The sequence below is a fragment of the Flavobacterium yafengii genome (assembly GCF_030010375.1).
Taxonomy (GTDB): Bacteria; Bacteroidota; Bacteroidia; order Flavobacteriales; family Flavobacteriaceae; genus Flavobacterium; species Flavobacterium yafengii.
Genome location: NZ_JASCRY010000004.1, coordinates 297,203 through 313,906, shown reverse-complemented (window position 1 = coordinate 313,906; position 16,704 = coordinate 297,203). Strand labels below are relative to the sequence as shown.

The 16,704-nt window shown below is 33.1% G+C and carries 12 protein-coding genes; 4 read left to right on the top strand and 8 right to left on the bottom strand.

Going from position 1 to position 16,704, the window contains the following annotated elements; genetic code table 11:
- Positions 1-107: 107 nt before the first annotated feature.
- The 4 genes from QLS97_RS14380 to gcvP form a co-directional block, all read right to left on the bottom strand.
- Entirely contained in the window at positions 108-1,166 is a 1,059-nt protein-coding gene (locus tag QLS97_RS14380; RefSeq protein WP_282717599.1) for a 3-oxoacyl-ACP synthase III family protein, read from the bottom strand.
- Positions 1,167-1,513: 347 nt separating this feature from the next.
- On the bottom strand, positions 1,514-3,061 hold the full coding sequence (locus QLS97_RS14375; protein ID WP_282717598.1) for a DUF6770 family protein: 1,548 nt from the start codon (positions 3,059-3,061) through the stop codon (positions 1,514-1,516).
- Between the two features lie 23 nt (positions 3,062-3,084).
- The gene (locus QLS97_RS14370) at positions 3,085-4,431 is read right to left on the bottom strand and encodes a M48 family metallopeptidase (protein WP_282717596.1); all 1,347 of its coding nucleotides are present in this window, start codon (positions 4,429-4,431) and stop codon (positions 3,085-3,087) included.
- 94 nt (positions 4,432-4,525) lie between these two features.
- A complete protein-coding gene (gene gcvP, locus QLS97_RS14365) occupies positions 4,526-7,375 on the bottom strand; it encodes an aminomethyl-transferring glycine dehydrogenase (protein ID WP_282717595.1) in 2,850 nt (949 codons plus the stop codon).
- A gap of 147 nt (positions 7,376-7,522) precedes the next feature.
- Here gcvP and QLS97_RS14360 point away from each other — a divergent pair, with 147 nt between their 5' ends.
- Positions 7,523-8,335 carry a hypothetical protein gene (locus QLS97_RS14360; RefSeq protein ID WP_282717594.1) on the top strand — a complete coding sequence of 271 codons (813 nt, stop codon included), beginning with the start codon at positions 7,523-7,525 and terminating at the stop codon, positions 8,333-8,335.
- Here the strand turns inward: QLS97_RS14360 and QLS97_RS14355 are convergent.
- Together QLS97_RS14355 and QLS97_RS14350 are read right to left on the bottom strand one after the other, a co-directional pair.
- Entirely contained in the window at positions 8,315-8,776 is a 462-nt protein-coding gene (locus QLS97_RS14355) for an SRPBCC family protein (protein WP_282717593.1), read from the bottom strand. The two genes, QLS97_RS14360 and QLS97_RS14355, sit on opposite strands and share 21 nt — an antisense overlap.
- Before the next feature lie 250 nt (positions 8,777-9,026).
- On the bottom strand, positions 9,027-11,054 hold the full coding sequence (locus QLS97_RS14350) for a M3 family metallopeptidase (RefSeq protein WP_282717592.1): 2,028 nt from the start codon (positions 11,052-11,054) through the stop codon (positions 9,027-9,029).
- Between the two features lie 226 nt (positions 11,055-11,280).
- On the opposite strand from QLS97_RS14350, the gene QLS97_RS14345 reads away from it, so the two are divergent.
- The gene (locus QLS97_RS14345) at positions 11,281-11,952 is read left to right on the top strand and encodes a hypothetical protein (RefSeq protein WP_282717591.1); all 672 of its coding nucleotides are present in this window, start codon (positions 11,281-11,283) and stop codon (positions 11,950-11,952) included.
- A gap of 47 nt (positions 11,953-11,999) precedes the next feature.
- Here the strand turns inward: QLS97_RS14345 and purE are convergent, their stop codons facing one another.
- Positions 12,000-12,485, bottom strand: coding sequence for a 5-(carboxyamino)imidazole ribonucleotide mutase (gene purE / locus QLS97_RS14340; protein WP_282717589.1), 486 nt, complete (start codon positions 12,483-12,485; stop codon positions 12,000-12,002).
- A 63-nt stretch (positions 12,486-12,548) separates the two neighbouring features.
- Entirely contained in the window at positions 12,549-13,706 is a 1,158-nt protein-coding gene (locus QLS97_RS14335) for a 5-(carboxyamino)imidazole ribonucleotide synthase (protein ID WP_282717588.1), read from the bottom strand.
- A gap of 473 nt (positions 13,707-14,179) precedes the next feature.
- On the opposite strand from QLS97_RS14335, the gene QLS97_RS14330 reads away from it, so the two are divergent.
- Positions 14,180-15,238, top strand: a complete 1,059-nt coding sequence (locus tag QLS97_RS14330; protein ID WP_282717586.1) for a helix-turn-helix domain-containing protein — start codon at positions 14,180-14,182, stop codon at positions 15,236-15,238.
- A gap of 125 nt (positions 15,239-15,363) precedes the next feature.
- The gene (locus tag QLS97_RS14325; RefSeq protein WP_282717584.1) at positions 15,364-16,428 is read left to right on the top strand and encodes a helix-turn-helix domain-containing protein; all 1,065 of its coding nucleotides are present in this window, start codon (positions 15,364-15,366) and stop codon (positions 16,426-16,428) included.
- The last annotated feature ends 276 nt before the right edge of the window (positions 16,429-16,704 follow it).

The following is a 16,704-nucleotide window of genomic DNA, read 5'->3' as shown; positions in this document are numbered from 1 at the left end:
AAAAGCGACTGAAAGAAGCTTTCTTGCACCTTAGAAAAACAAGTTTTGTAGTGAGGAATTGTAGTGTACAGCCGGATTAGCTCCTTATTGTTATGTCCCTCACAATTTTAATATCTGTAAACAAATGCGTTGATGTTCATTCCTGCTCCAACGGATGCAAAGATTAGAACGTCGCCTTTTTGTATGGATTGGTTTTCTATTTCTCCGCGAATTAACAGGTCAAAAAGAGTAGGGACGGTGGCTACGCTGCTATTTCCCAGTTCATGAATACTCATCGGCATGATGTCTTTTGGAACGGTTCTGTCGTATAGTTTGTAAAAACGTTGAATTATGGCTTCGTCCATTTTTTCATTGGCTTGATGAATAAGAATTTTTTTTACGTCATCAATTCCCAATCCGCTTTTGTCCAAACAACTTTTCATCGCCGCAGGAACTTGGCTTAATGCAAATTCATAAATCTTGCGACCGTACATTTTTATATAACGAATGTCTGGATCTAAATCAGGATTATAGGATTTTCCAAAGAACAAGTAATTAGCTTCATCATTAGCATAAGTGGCACTTTCGTAAGCCAGCATTCCTGTTTCGTCATCAGAAGCTTCAATGATAGAAGCACCGGCGCCATCTGAATAAATCATGGAATCTCTGTCATGCGCATCAACCACTCTGGAAAGTGTTTCAGAACCTATTACCAAACAGCGTTTTGCCATGCCAGATTTGATGAAAGCATTGGCTTGCATAACACCTTCTATCCAGCCCGGGCATCCAAAAAGGATATCGTAGGCCACGCATTTAGGGTTTTTTATTTGTAGTTTGTGTTTGACACGGGTGGCCAAACTAGGAATCATGTCAGATTGATTTGTTCCACATTTTACATCACCAAAATTATGTGCAAAAATGATATAGTCAATTGTTTCCGGATCAATTCGAGCATTTTCTATTGCTTTTTGAGATGCAAAGAAAGCTAAATCAGAAGAGGTGTATTGGTCTTCGGCATAACGTCTGTGTTCTATGCCAGTAATTCCTTTAAATTTATTAATGACTACTTCATTAGGGTAACCAAAAGCTGTTCCGTCTTCATTCAAAAAAACATGTTCACTAAAGTCAGTATTGCTTACTTTTTTCTCAGGAATATAACTTCCTATTCCAGTTATTTTTATTTTCATCGGGTTGTTTTTCCAAAAATTCAGGCTAATTTAATGATAAATAAATTAGTACACTCACAAAGTTTACTATGCATGCATATAATTGTGAAATAATAATTTATTGGCAAAAATATTGATTATTTTATTACGAATAGCAATAAATGATGCGATATTTATTTTCTAATTGTTGCAATTGATAAAATGGATATTTTGAGGATTTGTAATTGAGGATTTGTTTGTGTTTAAATACTATTATGTGATTGTTTCTAAGCTATGACTTTTTTGATAAAAACATTAATTAGAAATTGTAATTAGATTATATGTGTGCAAAAATAAAAAAGAGCCACTAACAAGTGGCTCTTAAGGGACTATTTAATATTTATTTTTTCTAAATGTATATTTATTTCTTTTAATTTTTTATCATATTCCAATAATAAAACATTTCCAACTTTTGCCGGTAAAACTCGAAAATCAGTATTGTTATTATCACTTTTTAAATAGATTTTATCTTCGGATAATTGTCCATTATCACAAATTATAGTTTTAAAAGCACTTTTATTTTTTTCTCCTTTTAATCTTTCATAATCTATGAAACAAGCGTAGAAACGATCATTTGTTTTGTCTAGTTGGGTATATTCATAATCAAATGCTCCATACGCTTTTAATGCGTGTGCGTTTAATTGAGGGCTCCCAAAATCAGATAAACTTGGAGCTCTTGATTTTCCTTTTTCAAATTCTTGAATTCCTGTAAGTTTGAAATCAGAGTTGAACTTAAAGACTACAGAATTTGTAATTGTAAGTTGTGTGACACTTGCGCCACCGCCACCACCGCCTAACAGCGATAATGTTGTTAATGCTATACCTCCAGCACTTGCGGTTCTTTTATAGAATTCTCCAATGGCATAATACTCATTGTTTTTTGTTCTTGCAATATTATGGAAATAGATGTATCCTTTGTCTTCAATGTAATTTCCGCTTACTTTTGCAATTTTAGCAACATCTTCTTTCCAACTAGTAAAGTTTTCTTTTAAAGTTTTCCCAGATAAATCGACAACTTCTGTAAACAGACCTAAACTTTTATCATCTATAATATTATCACCTTCTTTAAAATATTCCCCCATTAAAACAACATTATTGTCTTTATCAAGGAACGCATTATTAATTAATCTGGGTTTACTGTTTTTACTATATTCTTTCTCATACAATAAAACACCTGTATTTACATCAATAATTTTTGTCTTTAAAGTAAGTTTTCTTGATAAAAGACCTGGTTTTGATGTTTCTAGAGCAACAATTACTTTATCATTTACTTCAATAGGATTTATTGCCAACATTTCTTTTGAATCATCGGGAGAGTTATATTCCCATGATTTTCCACCATCAGTTGGATAATATTTTAAAGAGTATCCTATTTTTTTATTGTCTTCAAACTTGTTGAAAATGAATCCTTTATTTTCAACAGGAAATATAATATTAAAATCACCTGTTTGTTGCATGTATTGGATATAACGGATTTCTTTGCTTTCTAAAGGAATGTCAATAGTTGGTAATTGGTTGACTTTTTTATCATAGCTTAATAGGCTGATTTTTTTTTCTTTAAAATTAGCCATTGCAAACATTATTCCTTGATTGTTAAAGCTACTTTTCATCAAAAAAGTATTTTTATTGTCAATGTATGTTTTCTTAGCAACTTCCACTAGATTTTTATCTAAAACTTGAATTGCAAACTCACGGTCACCTTTTTTTAGTTTGTCTAATTCATAGAAAAAATAATAACCATCAACATCTTTCTCTTTGTTTAGGATTGCCCCTGAATTCTTTACTTTAAAAGTATTGACTTCGTTAATTTTTTTTTCTTGTGCAAATGTCAAATTTGCCACAAAGGAGATTAAAAGTAAAGTACTGATTCTTTTCATAATTGGTTTGTATTTGATTTGTATTAATTTTTATTTAAACTCTTGAAAAAAGTATAAGCATCTTGAAATTCAGTATCGTCTTTGGATATCAATTCATTTTTTTGACAAAAATAATAACCAATTTTCCTTAGGTCTTTTAGCTCAAGATTGTTTAAAAATAACCGTATTTCATTGATGTATTTTTCTTCGGAAAAAGAGTTTACCGGACCTACATATTTTCCGAAGACATGTTTTTCTTTTAAAACGTATACTTTTTTTAATAAGTAAGCAACATAACTATTAAAGGCTTTTTTATCCAATTCATTTTTTTTATGAAGAGATAATAATTGGTATAAGGCAAAGTCTAATTTAGAGTCGTCAAAAAAGATTTTAATGCTATTTTCAGATGTTTTTTTTTGGACTAATTCTATTTCGTTTTTAGTTGTATTTGTGGTGGTGATAGTATAATTGTGAATTAGGTTTTCTATACGAAGTGGAATGTTAGGATGTGTTTTTAAGGAATCTTTGTCAAGTTCTAAATCATTTACACTTTCAGTAGTGTCAAACATTTTGTCTTCTTTTTCAATCCATACTTCTTTAAATGGATATTCTTCAAATGTGAAATTTTGTTTTAAATCGGTTAGATTATTAAAAAGTATACCGTCAGTCATATCCAGTTTTTTTAGAATATTTATTGAAGCCTGTTTGTTGTATTTTGTATTATTAAACATAGTGAAACCAAGTGAGTCAGCTCGGGTCTCTGCACTTCTGCTTCGTTTCATGAAATTAAATTTCAAATCCTTTAATAATAAAGTTACAGCTGACCTTCGACCATATTTTTTATTGGAGGCGGTATTTAGTTGTTGTTTGACGTCCTTAGAGTTGAATGTTTCTAGATACTCTTCGAGAGCTTTGTCATTATGTTTTAAGATATAATGTGCTAATTCATGACAGATAATAAAAGCCATTTCATCATTATTTTCAATAAGTGAGAATAGGCCTAAATTAATTGAGAATATTCCGTTCCCATAACATGCAGCATTAGGAATCAGTGATTTGTTAATCAGAAAATAAAAATCTTTCGTGTCAATTTGGGGATTTGAATGGTATACTTCGGTAAGTATTTTTTGAAGAAACCCATTAATGGTTTTGTCAAAAATAAATGTGCTGTCCTCTACATCTTTTAAAAAGGATACTTTTCTCTCTAAAAGTATTTCTTTCGCTTTCTTTCGTTGATTAGTGCCGAACTCGTTTATTTTATTATTCGTTATTTTAGTAAGGTAATTTTCTAGCGAATCAATGCTGTTAGGAGAATAACTAAATTTATAATTTTGGGATTGGCAAGTTCCAAAATACGATAGTAATAGAAATAATAAGAGTTTTGTTTTCAAAATACACTTGTAAGAATTGTTTTGCTAATACAAGTATAATAAAAATGCCCCGATATATCGAGGCATTTTTATTTTTTTTTAAAATATTTAAAAACTAGCTTTCCATATACGCTTCAATTGGCGCGCAAGAACAAACTAAATTTCTGTCGCCATACGCTTCATCTGCTCTACGAACGGTAGGCCAGAATTTATTTTCGGCGATGTATTCTAATGGAAATGCTGCTGCTTCACGAGTGTATGGGAAATTCCAATTATCAGTAGTTACCATCATCAAAGTATGTGGAGCATTTTTCAACACATTATTTGGATTGTCTAAAGTAGCGGCTTCAATTTCTTTTCTAATCGCAATCATGGCATCACAAAAACGATCTAACTCTTCTAAGTTTTCACTTTCAGTAGGTTCAATCATTAAAGTTCCGGCAACTGGGAAAGAAACGGTTGGAGCATGGAAACCATAATCCATCAAACGTTTTGCAATATCAGTTACTTCAATTCCTTTTTCTTTAAATGGACGGCATTCCAAAATCATTTCGTGTGCCGCACGACCCATTTCTCCAGAATACAACGTATCATAGTGACCGTTTAATTTCTCTTTAATATAGTTCGCGTTTAAAATTGCATATTGAGTAGATTGTTTTAAACCTTCAGCGCCAAGCATGCAGATGTAACCATACGATATCAAACAAACTAAAGCAGAACCCCAAGGCGCGGCAGAAATAGCAGTAATAGCGTTTTCTCCACCTGTTGGAATTACTGGATTTGTAGGTAAAAATGGCACTAGTTGTGGTGCAACACAGATTGGTCCTACACCAGGTCCGCCACCTCCGTGAGGAATAGCGAATGTTTTGTGTAAGTTCAAGTGACAAACATCAGCACCAATAGTTGCAGGATTTGTTAATCCAACTTGTGCATTCATATTTGCACCATCCATATATACTTGTCCACCATTATCGTGGATTAATTGTGTGATTTCTTTAATAGCACTTTCAAAAACACCGTGAGTCGATGGGTATGTAACCATCAAACAAGAAAGATTGTCTTTGTGAAGAATTGCTTTTTCACGTAAATCTTCAACGTCAATATTTCCGTTTTCCAATGTTTTAGTAACCACAACTTTCATTCCTGCCATAGCTGCCGAAGCTGGATTTGTTCCGTGCGCTGATGATGGAATTAAAGCAATGTTTCTATGGTGATCTCCTCTTGATTGATGATAGGCACGAATTACCATTAATCCGGCATATTCCCCTTGAGCACCTGAATTAGGTTGTAATGTTGTTCCTGCAAAACCAGTAATAACATTTAACTGTTGTTCTAATTTAGCCAACATTTCCTGGTATCCTTGCGCTTGATCCAATGGTGCAAACGGGTGAATGTTATTCCATTGTGCCATACTTAAAGGCAACATTTCTGAAGCTGCATTTAGTTTCATAGTACAAGAACCCAATGAAATCATGGAGTGATTCAACGCTAAATCTTTTCTTTCCAGCATTTTGATGTAACGCATCAAAGCGGTTTCTGAATGGTGTTTATTGAAAACATCATGTTGTAAGAACGTTGATGTTCTGTTTATCGTTTCTGGGAAATGATTGGTTTCTGATAAACTTTCAATTGTGGTTGCTTGTTTATCATTTGCGGAAGCGAAAATGGTAACAATTTTATTTAAATCAGCAATACTGGTTGTTTCGTTTAAAGAAATTGAAACTGTATTTTCGTCGATGTAATAAAAGTTAACTTCATTTTGTTCGGCAATGGCACGTACTTTTTTGGTGTCAGCTTTAACAACAATTGTATCAAAGAAAGCAGTATTGGTTTGTTGTAACCCTAATTTTTCTAATGCATTTGCCAATGTAGCTGCCGAAGCATGCACTTTATCAGCAATATATTGCAATCCTTTTGGACCATGATAAACGGCATACATTCCTGCCATAACCGACAATAAAACTTGTGCTGTACAAATATTTGAAGTGGCTTTATCACGTTTAATGTGTTGCTCACGTGTTTGTAATGCCATACGCAAGGCACGATTTCCATCAGTATCAACAGTTACACCGATGATTCTTCCCGGCATACTTCTTTTGTATTCATCTTTCGTAGCAAAGTAAGCTGCGTGTGGACCACCGTAACCTAACGGAATTCCGAAACGTTGTGTTGTTCCAAGAACTACAGCAGCACCCATTTCTCCCGGAGGAGTCAATTTTGCCAAACTCAAAATATCAGCAGCAACAGCCACTTTTATTTCGTTTGCGGCTGCTTTAGCGATAAAAGCGGCATAATCATGAACTTGTCCAAATTTTCCTGGATATTGAAGGATTGCTCCAAAATATTCCGATGAAAAATCGAATGTTTCATGGTTCCCTATTACTAATTCAACGCCAATTGGTGTAGAACGTGTTTGTAAAACCGATAAAGTTTGTGGTAATATTTCCTCTGAAACGAAGAATTTATTGATGTTATTTTTCTTTTTGTCGCGAGAACGTACATCAAAAAGTAACGCCATTGCCTCTGCAGCTGCAGTTCCTTCGTCTAATAAAGAGGCATTTGCGATTTCCATTCCGGTCAATTCGATAACCATCGTTTGGAAATTCAAAATTGCTTCTAAACGTCCTTGCGCAATTTCGGCTTGATAGGGTGTGTAAGCTGTGTACCATCCTGGGTTTTCAAATACATTTCGTTGGATTACCGCAGGAATAATGGCTGCATTGTACCCTAAACCAATGTACGATTGAAAAACTTTATTTTTATTCCCTAATTTCTGTATGTGATTTGCAAATTCATATTCAGTCATTGCAGGTTCCAAGTCCAAATCAGATTTTAAACGAATATCACTTGGGATAGTTTCATGGATCAATTGGTCAAGTGTTGCTGCCCCAATTGTCTTCAACATGTGTTCTAAATCATTTTCTCTTGGGCCAATGTGTCTTAATGCAAAAGCGTCTGTTTTCATTATATATAAAATGGGTTGTGTGTTTCTTGTTTTAAAAGGCTGTAAAAATAAATATTAATCTGCTATTAAAAGACTTTTTTAACTTGATTTTCTGTGAATTTTTCAACTAAAAGCCATTCTTGTTAACACTTTGATTAATTTTGTCTAATGGGGTTTTTAAAACTAATATTCAATTTTTACATTAATAGTAGTATTCACGTGGGTTTATCATGTTATGCCTTAGTGAGAATGACGCAACATATGTTCCAAATTTCTGTAGATGAGCCAGTTGCTATCTTTGCTTTTTTTGGAACAATTGTAGGATATAATTTTGTAAAATACGATGCGCTCGCCAGAGTTCAAAGGTTACAAATGCGCAAGGAGTTAAAAACGATTGCTTTATTTAGCTTTTTTGCTCTTTTTTTTGTCGGATATTATTTTTTTCAGCTCCAGAGGATAACTCAAATAGTTGCAGTAGTTTTCTTGAGTATTACATTATTGTACACACTTTCCTTTTTTCCAAATAAGAAGAATGCCAGGAATTGGGCTGGAGTTAAAATTTATATCGTAGCATTGTGTTGGGTAGGAGTGACATTGGCTTTGCCGGTTTTGAATGCCAATATTTCAATTACTTCCGATTTCTATTTAAAATGCATACAGCGCTTTATCTTAATTTTTGTGTTGATTCTTATTTTTGAAATTATTGATTTGGCAAAAGACGATCCGCATTTAAAAACCGTGCCGCAGCAAATAGGAGTGAAGCACACTAAAATATTAGGGTTGTTACTTTTACTTCCGTTTTATTTTTTAGAATTTTTTAAAAGTAATTTTGATAAAAACCAATTGATTATCAACTTGATTTTAGTGATTATCATTTCATTATTTATGCTTTTTGCCAATGAAAAACGGTCTAAATATTACACTTCTTTTTGGGTAGAAAGTGTCCCGATTGTTTGGTGGTTATTGCTTCTCATTTTCTGATAAAGCTTTCAGTGTTTTATTTCTTTCGATAATAAAATTAATCAAATGATTTTTTAAAAATAGTAAATCGAATAATTCTCCAAAAAAACCATAAGGAACTTCGTAATGTAATTTATCCTTCATTATGGTAACTCCGTCTTTTTCATTAAATATATGTTCATGTCGGAATGATTTGAATTTTCCTTCCTCCATTTCATCAACAAAATAATCGTATAAGCTCATTGCTGTGATTCGGCTTTTATGAGTCAAATAAACACCGAAATGTTTGCCTCGCCAAGTGACTGTTTCTTTGTAATTGATTAACCCGGAAGTGATTCCGTCGATTGCAGTTTCTTTTGTGAAATCAGCAGATTGTTGATGTGCATCAACATTTCTGGATAAATCAAAAACAGTTTGTATTGGGGCGTTTATTTTTGTTAAGACCTTAATAGTTGTCATCATATTTAGATTTTTAGTTTGTCTTTAAATGATAATTTTGGAACTGACAGAAAAAGAAGTTGTATTTAAATCCTTATAAAAGCTAATTATTTTTATAGTCTGATTTTAATGTATTTATCATAAAATCAAATAGTTAATTATTCAAAAGTAAATAAAAAAGTATTTTAATTTCAAATTTGCAGACATTTTTTAAAAAAAAACCGAAGCTTTCACTCCGGTTTCTAATTATCTAAAAATCTAATTGTTCAACAATCTAAACCAATCCAGCTCTTCTTAACAAAGCTTCCGGTTTTGGTTCTTGTCCTCTAAAGCGTTTGTACAAAATCATAGGATGTTCTGTTCCGCCTTTAGAAAGTACATTTTCCTTGAATTTGGTTGCCACTTCTTTATTGAAAATCCCTTTTTCCTGGAAATATTCAAAAGCATCTGCATCCAGAACTTCTGCCCATTTATAACTGTAATAACCTGAAGAATAGCCGCCTTGAAAAATATGGGAGAAAGAGGTGCTCATCGCATTTGCTTCCACTTCAGGATACAATTGTGTGGCTGCAAACTGTTCGGTTTCAAAAGCTTTGATGTCTTTGATATAGGAAGGATCTTGCGCATGCCATCCCATATCCAATAATCCAAAACTCAATTGACGCATCGTTGCAATTCCTTCTTGGAAACTGGCGCTTTCTTTAATTTTATGCACTAATTTCATCGGAATCATTTCGCCAGTTTGATAATGATACGCAAACAAAGCCAAAGCTTCCGGCTCGTAACACCAGTTTTCTAAAATCTGGCTTGGTAATTCCACAAAATCCCAATATACACTTGTTCCGGATAAACTTGGGTATGTCGTGTTCGCCAACATTCCGTGTAACGCATGACCAAATTCATGAAACAAAGTCGTTACTTCGTTAAAAGTTAATAATGATGGTTTTGTTTCGGTAGGTTTCGTGAAATTGCAAACAATTGAAATATGCGGTCTTTCGTTGATTTCCTTTTTGATGTATTGCGATTTAAAAGACGTCATCCAGGCTCCGTTTCTTTTGCCTTTTCTTGGAAAGAAATCAGCATAAAAAACAGCAACTAATTGGTCTTCTTCGTCTTTTACTGCGTATGTTTTTACTTCCTCATGGTATTTATCTATTTCGAAAATTTCTTCGAAAGTGATTCCATATAATTTTTGTGCTACAGCAAAAGCACCGTCCAGAACTTTTTCTAATTGAAAATAGGGTTTTAATATTTCATCATCCAAATTGAATAATTGTTGCTTCAGTTTCTCCGAATAATAAGCGCCATCCCATTTTTCCAGTTGTTCAATACCGTCTAGCTCTTTTGCGAAAACAGTCAATTGAGCAAATTCTTTTAAAGCTGCCGGTTTGGCTTTTTCCAACAAATCATTCGAGAATGTTTTCACTTTCTCCGGACTTTCTGCCATTCGTTCTTCAAGTACAAAATGAGCATGAGTTGCATAACCTAAAACTTGTGCTCTGTCAAAACGCAATTTTGCAATTTTAAGCACAATTTCTTGGTTGTCAAATTCATTGTTTTGAAAACCTTTGGCACCAAAAGCAATTGCCATTTTCTTACGTAATTCACGATTGTCAGCATAGGTTACAAACGGAACATAACTGGGGTAATCCAACGTGAAAATCCAACCTTCTTTTTCTTGGCTTTTAGCCAAAGAATGAGCGGCTTCGATAGTTCCTTCCGGTAAGCCGGCTAAATCAGATTCATTTGTAATATGCAATTGATAGGCCTGTGTTTCGGCCAAAACATTTTCGCCAAATTGCAAACTCAATTTCGATAATTCTTTGTCTATTTCTCGCAATTGATTCTTTTTGTCTTCTGGCAAATTAGCTCCGTTTCTGGAGAAGCTTTTGTATTTTTTATCCAAAAGCGTGGTTTGTTCCGGATTTAGATTCAGTTTTTCTCGTTGCTCGTAAACCGTTTTTACTCGGGCGAATAAATCAGGGTTAAGGCGAACATCATTTCCGAATTCAGATAATAAAGGAGAAACTTCCTGAGCTATTTTTTGAATTTCGTCGTTCGTCTCCGCTGAATTCAAATTAAAAAAGATGCTTGAGATTCTATCCAAAACATCGCCGCTGAACGCTAATGCTTCAATCGTATTTTCGAATGTTGGTTGTATAGGATTTCGAACAATAGCATCGATTTCGGCTTTTGCCAATTCGATCCCTTTTTGAAAAGCAGGAAGGAAATCTTCGTTTTTGATTTTCGAAAAAGGTGCAGTGTTATATTTTGTATTGAAATGGTGTGTTAGGATGCTCATTTGTGTTTTTTGATAAAAAAAATTCGATGTTTAAAGATACCAAAGGTACGGATTTAATGAAAAAGATGAAGTTGATAAAGCAATTGATTTACTCCAAAATGGCGCTGTTGATTGTGTTATTTAAATGTTATTTATTTCGTTTCGCAGTAATAAAGCCCTAAATTGTAAAAAAAGATTGGTTTCTGAAGAAACAAATCAAAGTAAGAAATAAATATTCAAAGAAAATATGAACTATCAAATTACAATAAATAGAGCGAATACTGTAGATGAAATTGAAAGCTATTGGACAAATGATGATTACATTAAACTGCTTGAAAAATTTGATTATCCGGATGCTTCAGATGCGGATGCTTCCAGTTTAAGAGAGTTGCTTTTTATGGCAATTTCTGATTTTGAGCCCAAAGAGGCTGCAGTGATCGTATTAGAATATAAATTATCAGAACATTTGAATGAAGGACAAATTCAACAAATTTCTAATGATATGTTCTTGGATAAAGTGTGTGAGGAATATCCTGAGATCGGTTTGCATTCGACTTTATTTCATATCAATCAATTGCTTTTTAAAGCCTATAACGGTAAGTTTCCTAATGCAAAAGCAACAATTGTAACTGCTACAATTGCACCATTAGAAAGTGAAAATGAGATGCAGTTGACAAAAGAGTACGTACTTAAATTATTGAGTAAAGGATTGTCTGACAGTAATCTTATCAAAAGATTGTTTGATCACGCGATGAATGAAAATGCACCTTTTCCAGAAGCAGAGGATGTTTTATGGGATTTAACAACTGCGGATAATCTGAATTATACAATCACTACTTCCGAGTATTGGTTGAATAAAGAAGATATCATTGCTTCGGAATTTGAAGGAGTCTTAGAAATAGTAGTAGATGTTGAATAATTGATTCAAGATTTTAAATAAAAAAAGCTCCATAATGGAGCTTTTTTTTATTTTTTTAAACTTTCTGAAGCGATGTTAACCGCTTCTTTCAATCCTGTTTTATACTTAATTATTTTTTCCATCACACTTTTGTCGTGACTTCCTATGATTTGAGCGGCAAGAATCCCTGCGTTTTTGGAGCCATTTAATGCGACAGTTGCTACGGGAACTCCACCCGGCATTTGAAGAATGGATAAAACGCTGTCCCAGCCATCAATTGAATTGCTTGATTTTACAGGAACCCCAATAACAGGTAATGGTGACATCGAAGCAACCATTCCGGGTAAATGTGCAGCACCGCCAGCGCCGGCAATAATTACCGAAATGCCACGGGTGTGCGCATTTTTGCTGAAATCAAACAATTTTTCGGGTGTTCTGTGTGCCGATACAATATCGACTTCTATTTCTATATCGAATGCTTTTAGGATGTCTATGGCTTCTTGCATTACGGGCATGTCAGAAATGCTTCCCATGATTACGGCTACTTTGCTCATTATGTTTATAGTTTGTAGTTTATTGTTTATAGTTGTAAGCTGCGACTTGATACTGAACACTATTTACTGACCACTGATCACTCTAATGGTGTTTTTTACATCCTCGGCTATTCTTCGAGCTTCGTTGATGTCTTGATTTATTATCGTTACATGTCCCATTTTTCTAAAAGGGCGTGTCTGTTTTTTTCCATAAATGTGAGGTGTAACACCATTCCAACCTAGTATTTTTTCAATATTTTGATACACTACATCTCCGGAATAACCTTCTTCACCCGAGAGATTTACCATAATTCCAGCTACTTTACTATCCGTATTTCCCAAAGGTAAATTAAGAATCGCTCGCAAATGATTTTCAAATTGTGAAGTATAACTGGCTTCAATGGAATAATGACCTGAATTGTGTGGGCGAGGAGCAACTTCGTTTACAAGGATTTCATCATCTTCAGTTTGAAACATTTCAACGGCTAATAAACCAACATGATTGAACTTTTCGGAAACATTCAATGCTATTGCTCTTGCTTTTTCGGCTACTTTATCATCAATACGAGCAGGACAAATCACATATTCCACTTGGTTGGCTTCTGGATGAAATTCCATTTCTACCACAGGATAGGTTTTTATTTCGCCTGATGGATTGCGACAAACGATAACGGCTAATTCATTTTTGAACGGAACCATTTCTTCGGCAATACATTCTACATTGGCTAAGTTGTCTAAATCCGAGATTTGTCGAATGACTTTAACGCCATTTCCGTCATAACCAAATTCCGTACATTTCCATACAAACGGAAGTTTTGTTTTAGAATCCAAGATGTCAACAATTAGACTTTTTAGATTCTCAAATCGCTTGTAATTTGCTGTTGGAATAGCATGTTGAATATAAAAATCTTTCTGAATTCCTTTGTTTTGAATCAATTTCAACGTCTTTGGCGAAGGAAATACTTTTACTCCCTCTTCCTCGAGTTTTAGTAAAGCTTCAAGATTTACCAACTCAATTTCGAAAGTCAAAACATCAACTTTTTTTCCAAAATTGTAAACCGTTTCAAAATCCATTAAATCACCTTTGAAGAATTGATTACAGGCTATTTTACATGGTGCTTCATCACTTGGATCAAGAACATAAGTTTGTATGTCGAATTTTCGGGTGTCAAACAAAAGCATTTTGCCCAGTTGTCCGCCGCCGAGAATTCCCAATTTAAAATCAGAAGAAAAATAATTCATTGTGTAGTAATTTGTGCAAAGATAATTGATAAAAAACAAATGTCAATTTATTGTTTGTTGATTTGAGTTGGTTATGGGTATTTTTCAAATTTGAAGGTAATAATGATATATTCGGATACATTTATGTAATAATGGATAAACAGGTATTTTTACCTGCTTTAGGGTGTTAATTTTTGTTTAGTTTAGCAGTCTGATTTGAGCCAGTTATTGGGTAAAATAAGTCGATTGTTACTTATTGTATTTGTTAAAGCTTGGTTTTAAAACAAATTTAAAATTAGTACCAATTAAAAAAAGAACAGGAAAAGTATTTGTTGCTGCTTTGATCTTGAAAACAGGAAATAAAGACATGTCTAAGGTGGTTTATTTGCTGAATTTTTTGATTTTAGTGTGATTAACCTTTAATGTGTAGGTTTTATATTGATTTCTAATTTTACATTTGATTTGATTTTTAAAATAACTAAAGCGTTATATGCATGACCTTAAATAATTGGCCTAAACACATTCAAAAATATCTATTCCTTCTCAAAGATGGCTTTCTTGAATTACCCTATTTGTCCAATTCTCCTCAAACCATGTTGGATAGTTTAGTGAAATTACCGGTGACCCATCATAAAACTCTACAACAATACATTTATTTGAACAATGCTTTTTGTAAAGGGGTAATGCGTTATCGCGAAATGGAAGACGGTTTTTGGCTTTTGGCAACAGATATAAGTATCAAAGAAAATATCATCGCTAAAGCAGTTTATGATGAAAATCAATTAAGGGATTATTATTTCCTGTCCTTTTCTGTATTTGAATATAAATATCCTTTTAAAAATTCAAATGACATTACACTTCTAAGTACATGTTGGACTTTTTACAAACCTGGAACCGAAGTGGCTACCTATTTTTATAAGGGTACGACAGGTACGTTTTTTAATCTTGCCATTAGTAAAGAATGGGCTGATAAAAATATTTCGTCTAAAAATTTTCCTCAAAAAAAGGCTGTTGAAGATTTTTTCAACACTAAAAAAGGTTTTTATACTTGGTTAGACATCGCTCCAAAAGCGCACGGTTTGGCAAAAAAAATATCAAAAATTTTAGAAACCGAAAGTGAGGATTCGTTTAATACAGTTGATTTAAAAAAACAGTGTATGAAATTGATTGCTGCATTTTTTGATAATTCTTTTGAAGACAACCGTATACTAGATAATGTTTCGCTAAACAATTTAGATTACTATAATGTTGCCAAGGCCGAGAAAATGATTTTGCACCATTTGCATCTTCCGTTCTTAGGTATTGAAAGTATTGCAAAGGATGTGAATACTTCGCCTACAAAATTAAAGTCTGATTTCAAAACGGTCTTTGGGTTTTCTATGTTGCAATATCACAAAGAAAAAAACATGTTGCTGGCGATGCAATTGATCCAAAATTCGGATATTCCAATTCAGGATATAGCAACTGCAACAGGTTATGAAAGTGCCAGTAAATTTACGGCAACATTCAAAGAACGTTTCGGAAAATTGCCATCAGCTTTTAGAAATAATTAAATTGTAAATGCTTTTATCGAATAAAAGATGTTGTAACAGCCTATTTTGTATTTTCATTTAATCTATATTTACATAATAAATTCCTATAATAATTCCTGTTAATTAAAATTTTATACCTATCAAATATGCGTTTAGCAAAGTGGATTAAATTCATAAAAGAGAATATAAATTTTTACAGGGATGGTTTCTTTGAGTTACCTTATTTATCTAATTCTCCTGAAATTTTAATAAAAAGCATTGTCAATTCCCCTTCTTCCCGTCACGTTCGGGATGAACAAGCGGTTTACAGAAACAATCCTTTTTCTAAAGGTGTTATGCGTTATAGAGAGATTGAAGAGGGTTTTTGGATTATTGCAACAAATATTACATTTAAGAAAAATGTGATGCTAAAAGCAATTTATGACGAGGACTTTGTTAGTGATTATTACACACTTACATTTACAGTTTTTGAGAGCGAAGTGAAATTGCAAAACACATTTGCAGATAAGACTCCTTTTTCAAGCAAATATTGGGGTTTCAAAAGACCAGGGACCGAAGTTGGCGCTTATTTTTATAAAGGTTCTGTTTGTGAATTTTACCTCTACGGATTCAGTAAAAAATGGGCAGAAAAAAATTTTTCGTTTGAAACTTTGCCCGAAGACAACCAAATTAAAAGTTTTTTAAATTCAGACCAAGGCTTTATATCTTATCAGGATATTGTGCCTAATGCAGGTGAATTGTCTAAAGAAATTTGGCTGAATTTAAAAACGGTTAAAACCGATCAATTGAATAAATCAATTTTAAAATCTCAAACATTTCATTTAGTTTCCACTTTTTTTAAGAATGCATTTGTCGACCTACGCATCGGTAATTACATACCTGTTAATACAACGGATTATAGGAAAATTGCCAAGGCCGAAAAATTAATTACCGATAATCTAACCGCACCTTTTCAGGGTGTAGATAATATTGCGCAACAGGTGAACTTGTCCCCTACAAAACTAAAATTGACTTTTAAGTCTGTTCATGGGATTTCTATGTTGCAATACCATAAAGAAAAAAACTTGCTTCTCGCTATGCAAATGGTTACAAATACCGATATGCAAATAAAAAATATTGCTTTTGCAACGGGTTATGAAAGCGCGAGTAAATTTACAGCCAATTTTAAAAAACGCTTTGACAAACTCCCGTCAGAAGTACGTTTTTTATAGCCTTGTAAATGGCTTTTGATTGTTTTAACAAATTATTTTATTTTTTTTAGGACTATTTTTCTGATTTTTTTAATTTTATTTCATTTTATATTTTTAATTTAAAAATATAAAATGCTGTTTTTGATTGCTTTAATAAATATATAAGTCGATTTTTTCGATTTAATATTTCAAAAGCAACAACTGGTCTTAATAGGCTATTGATATGTCCTAATGGGCTATTCAATCATTTTTTTTCCTTTTATTTTTGCTTCCAAATAAATCTAAAACAAACTAAAA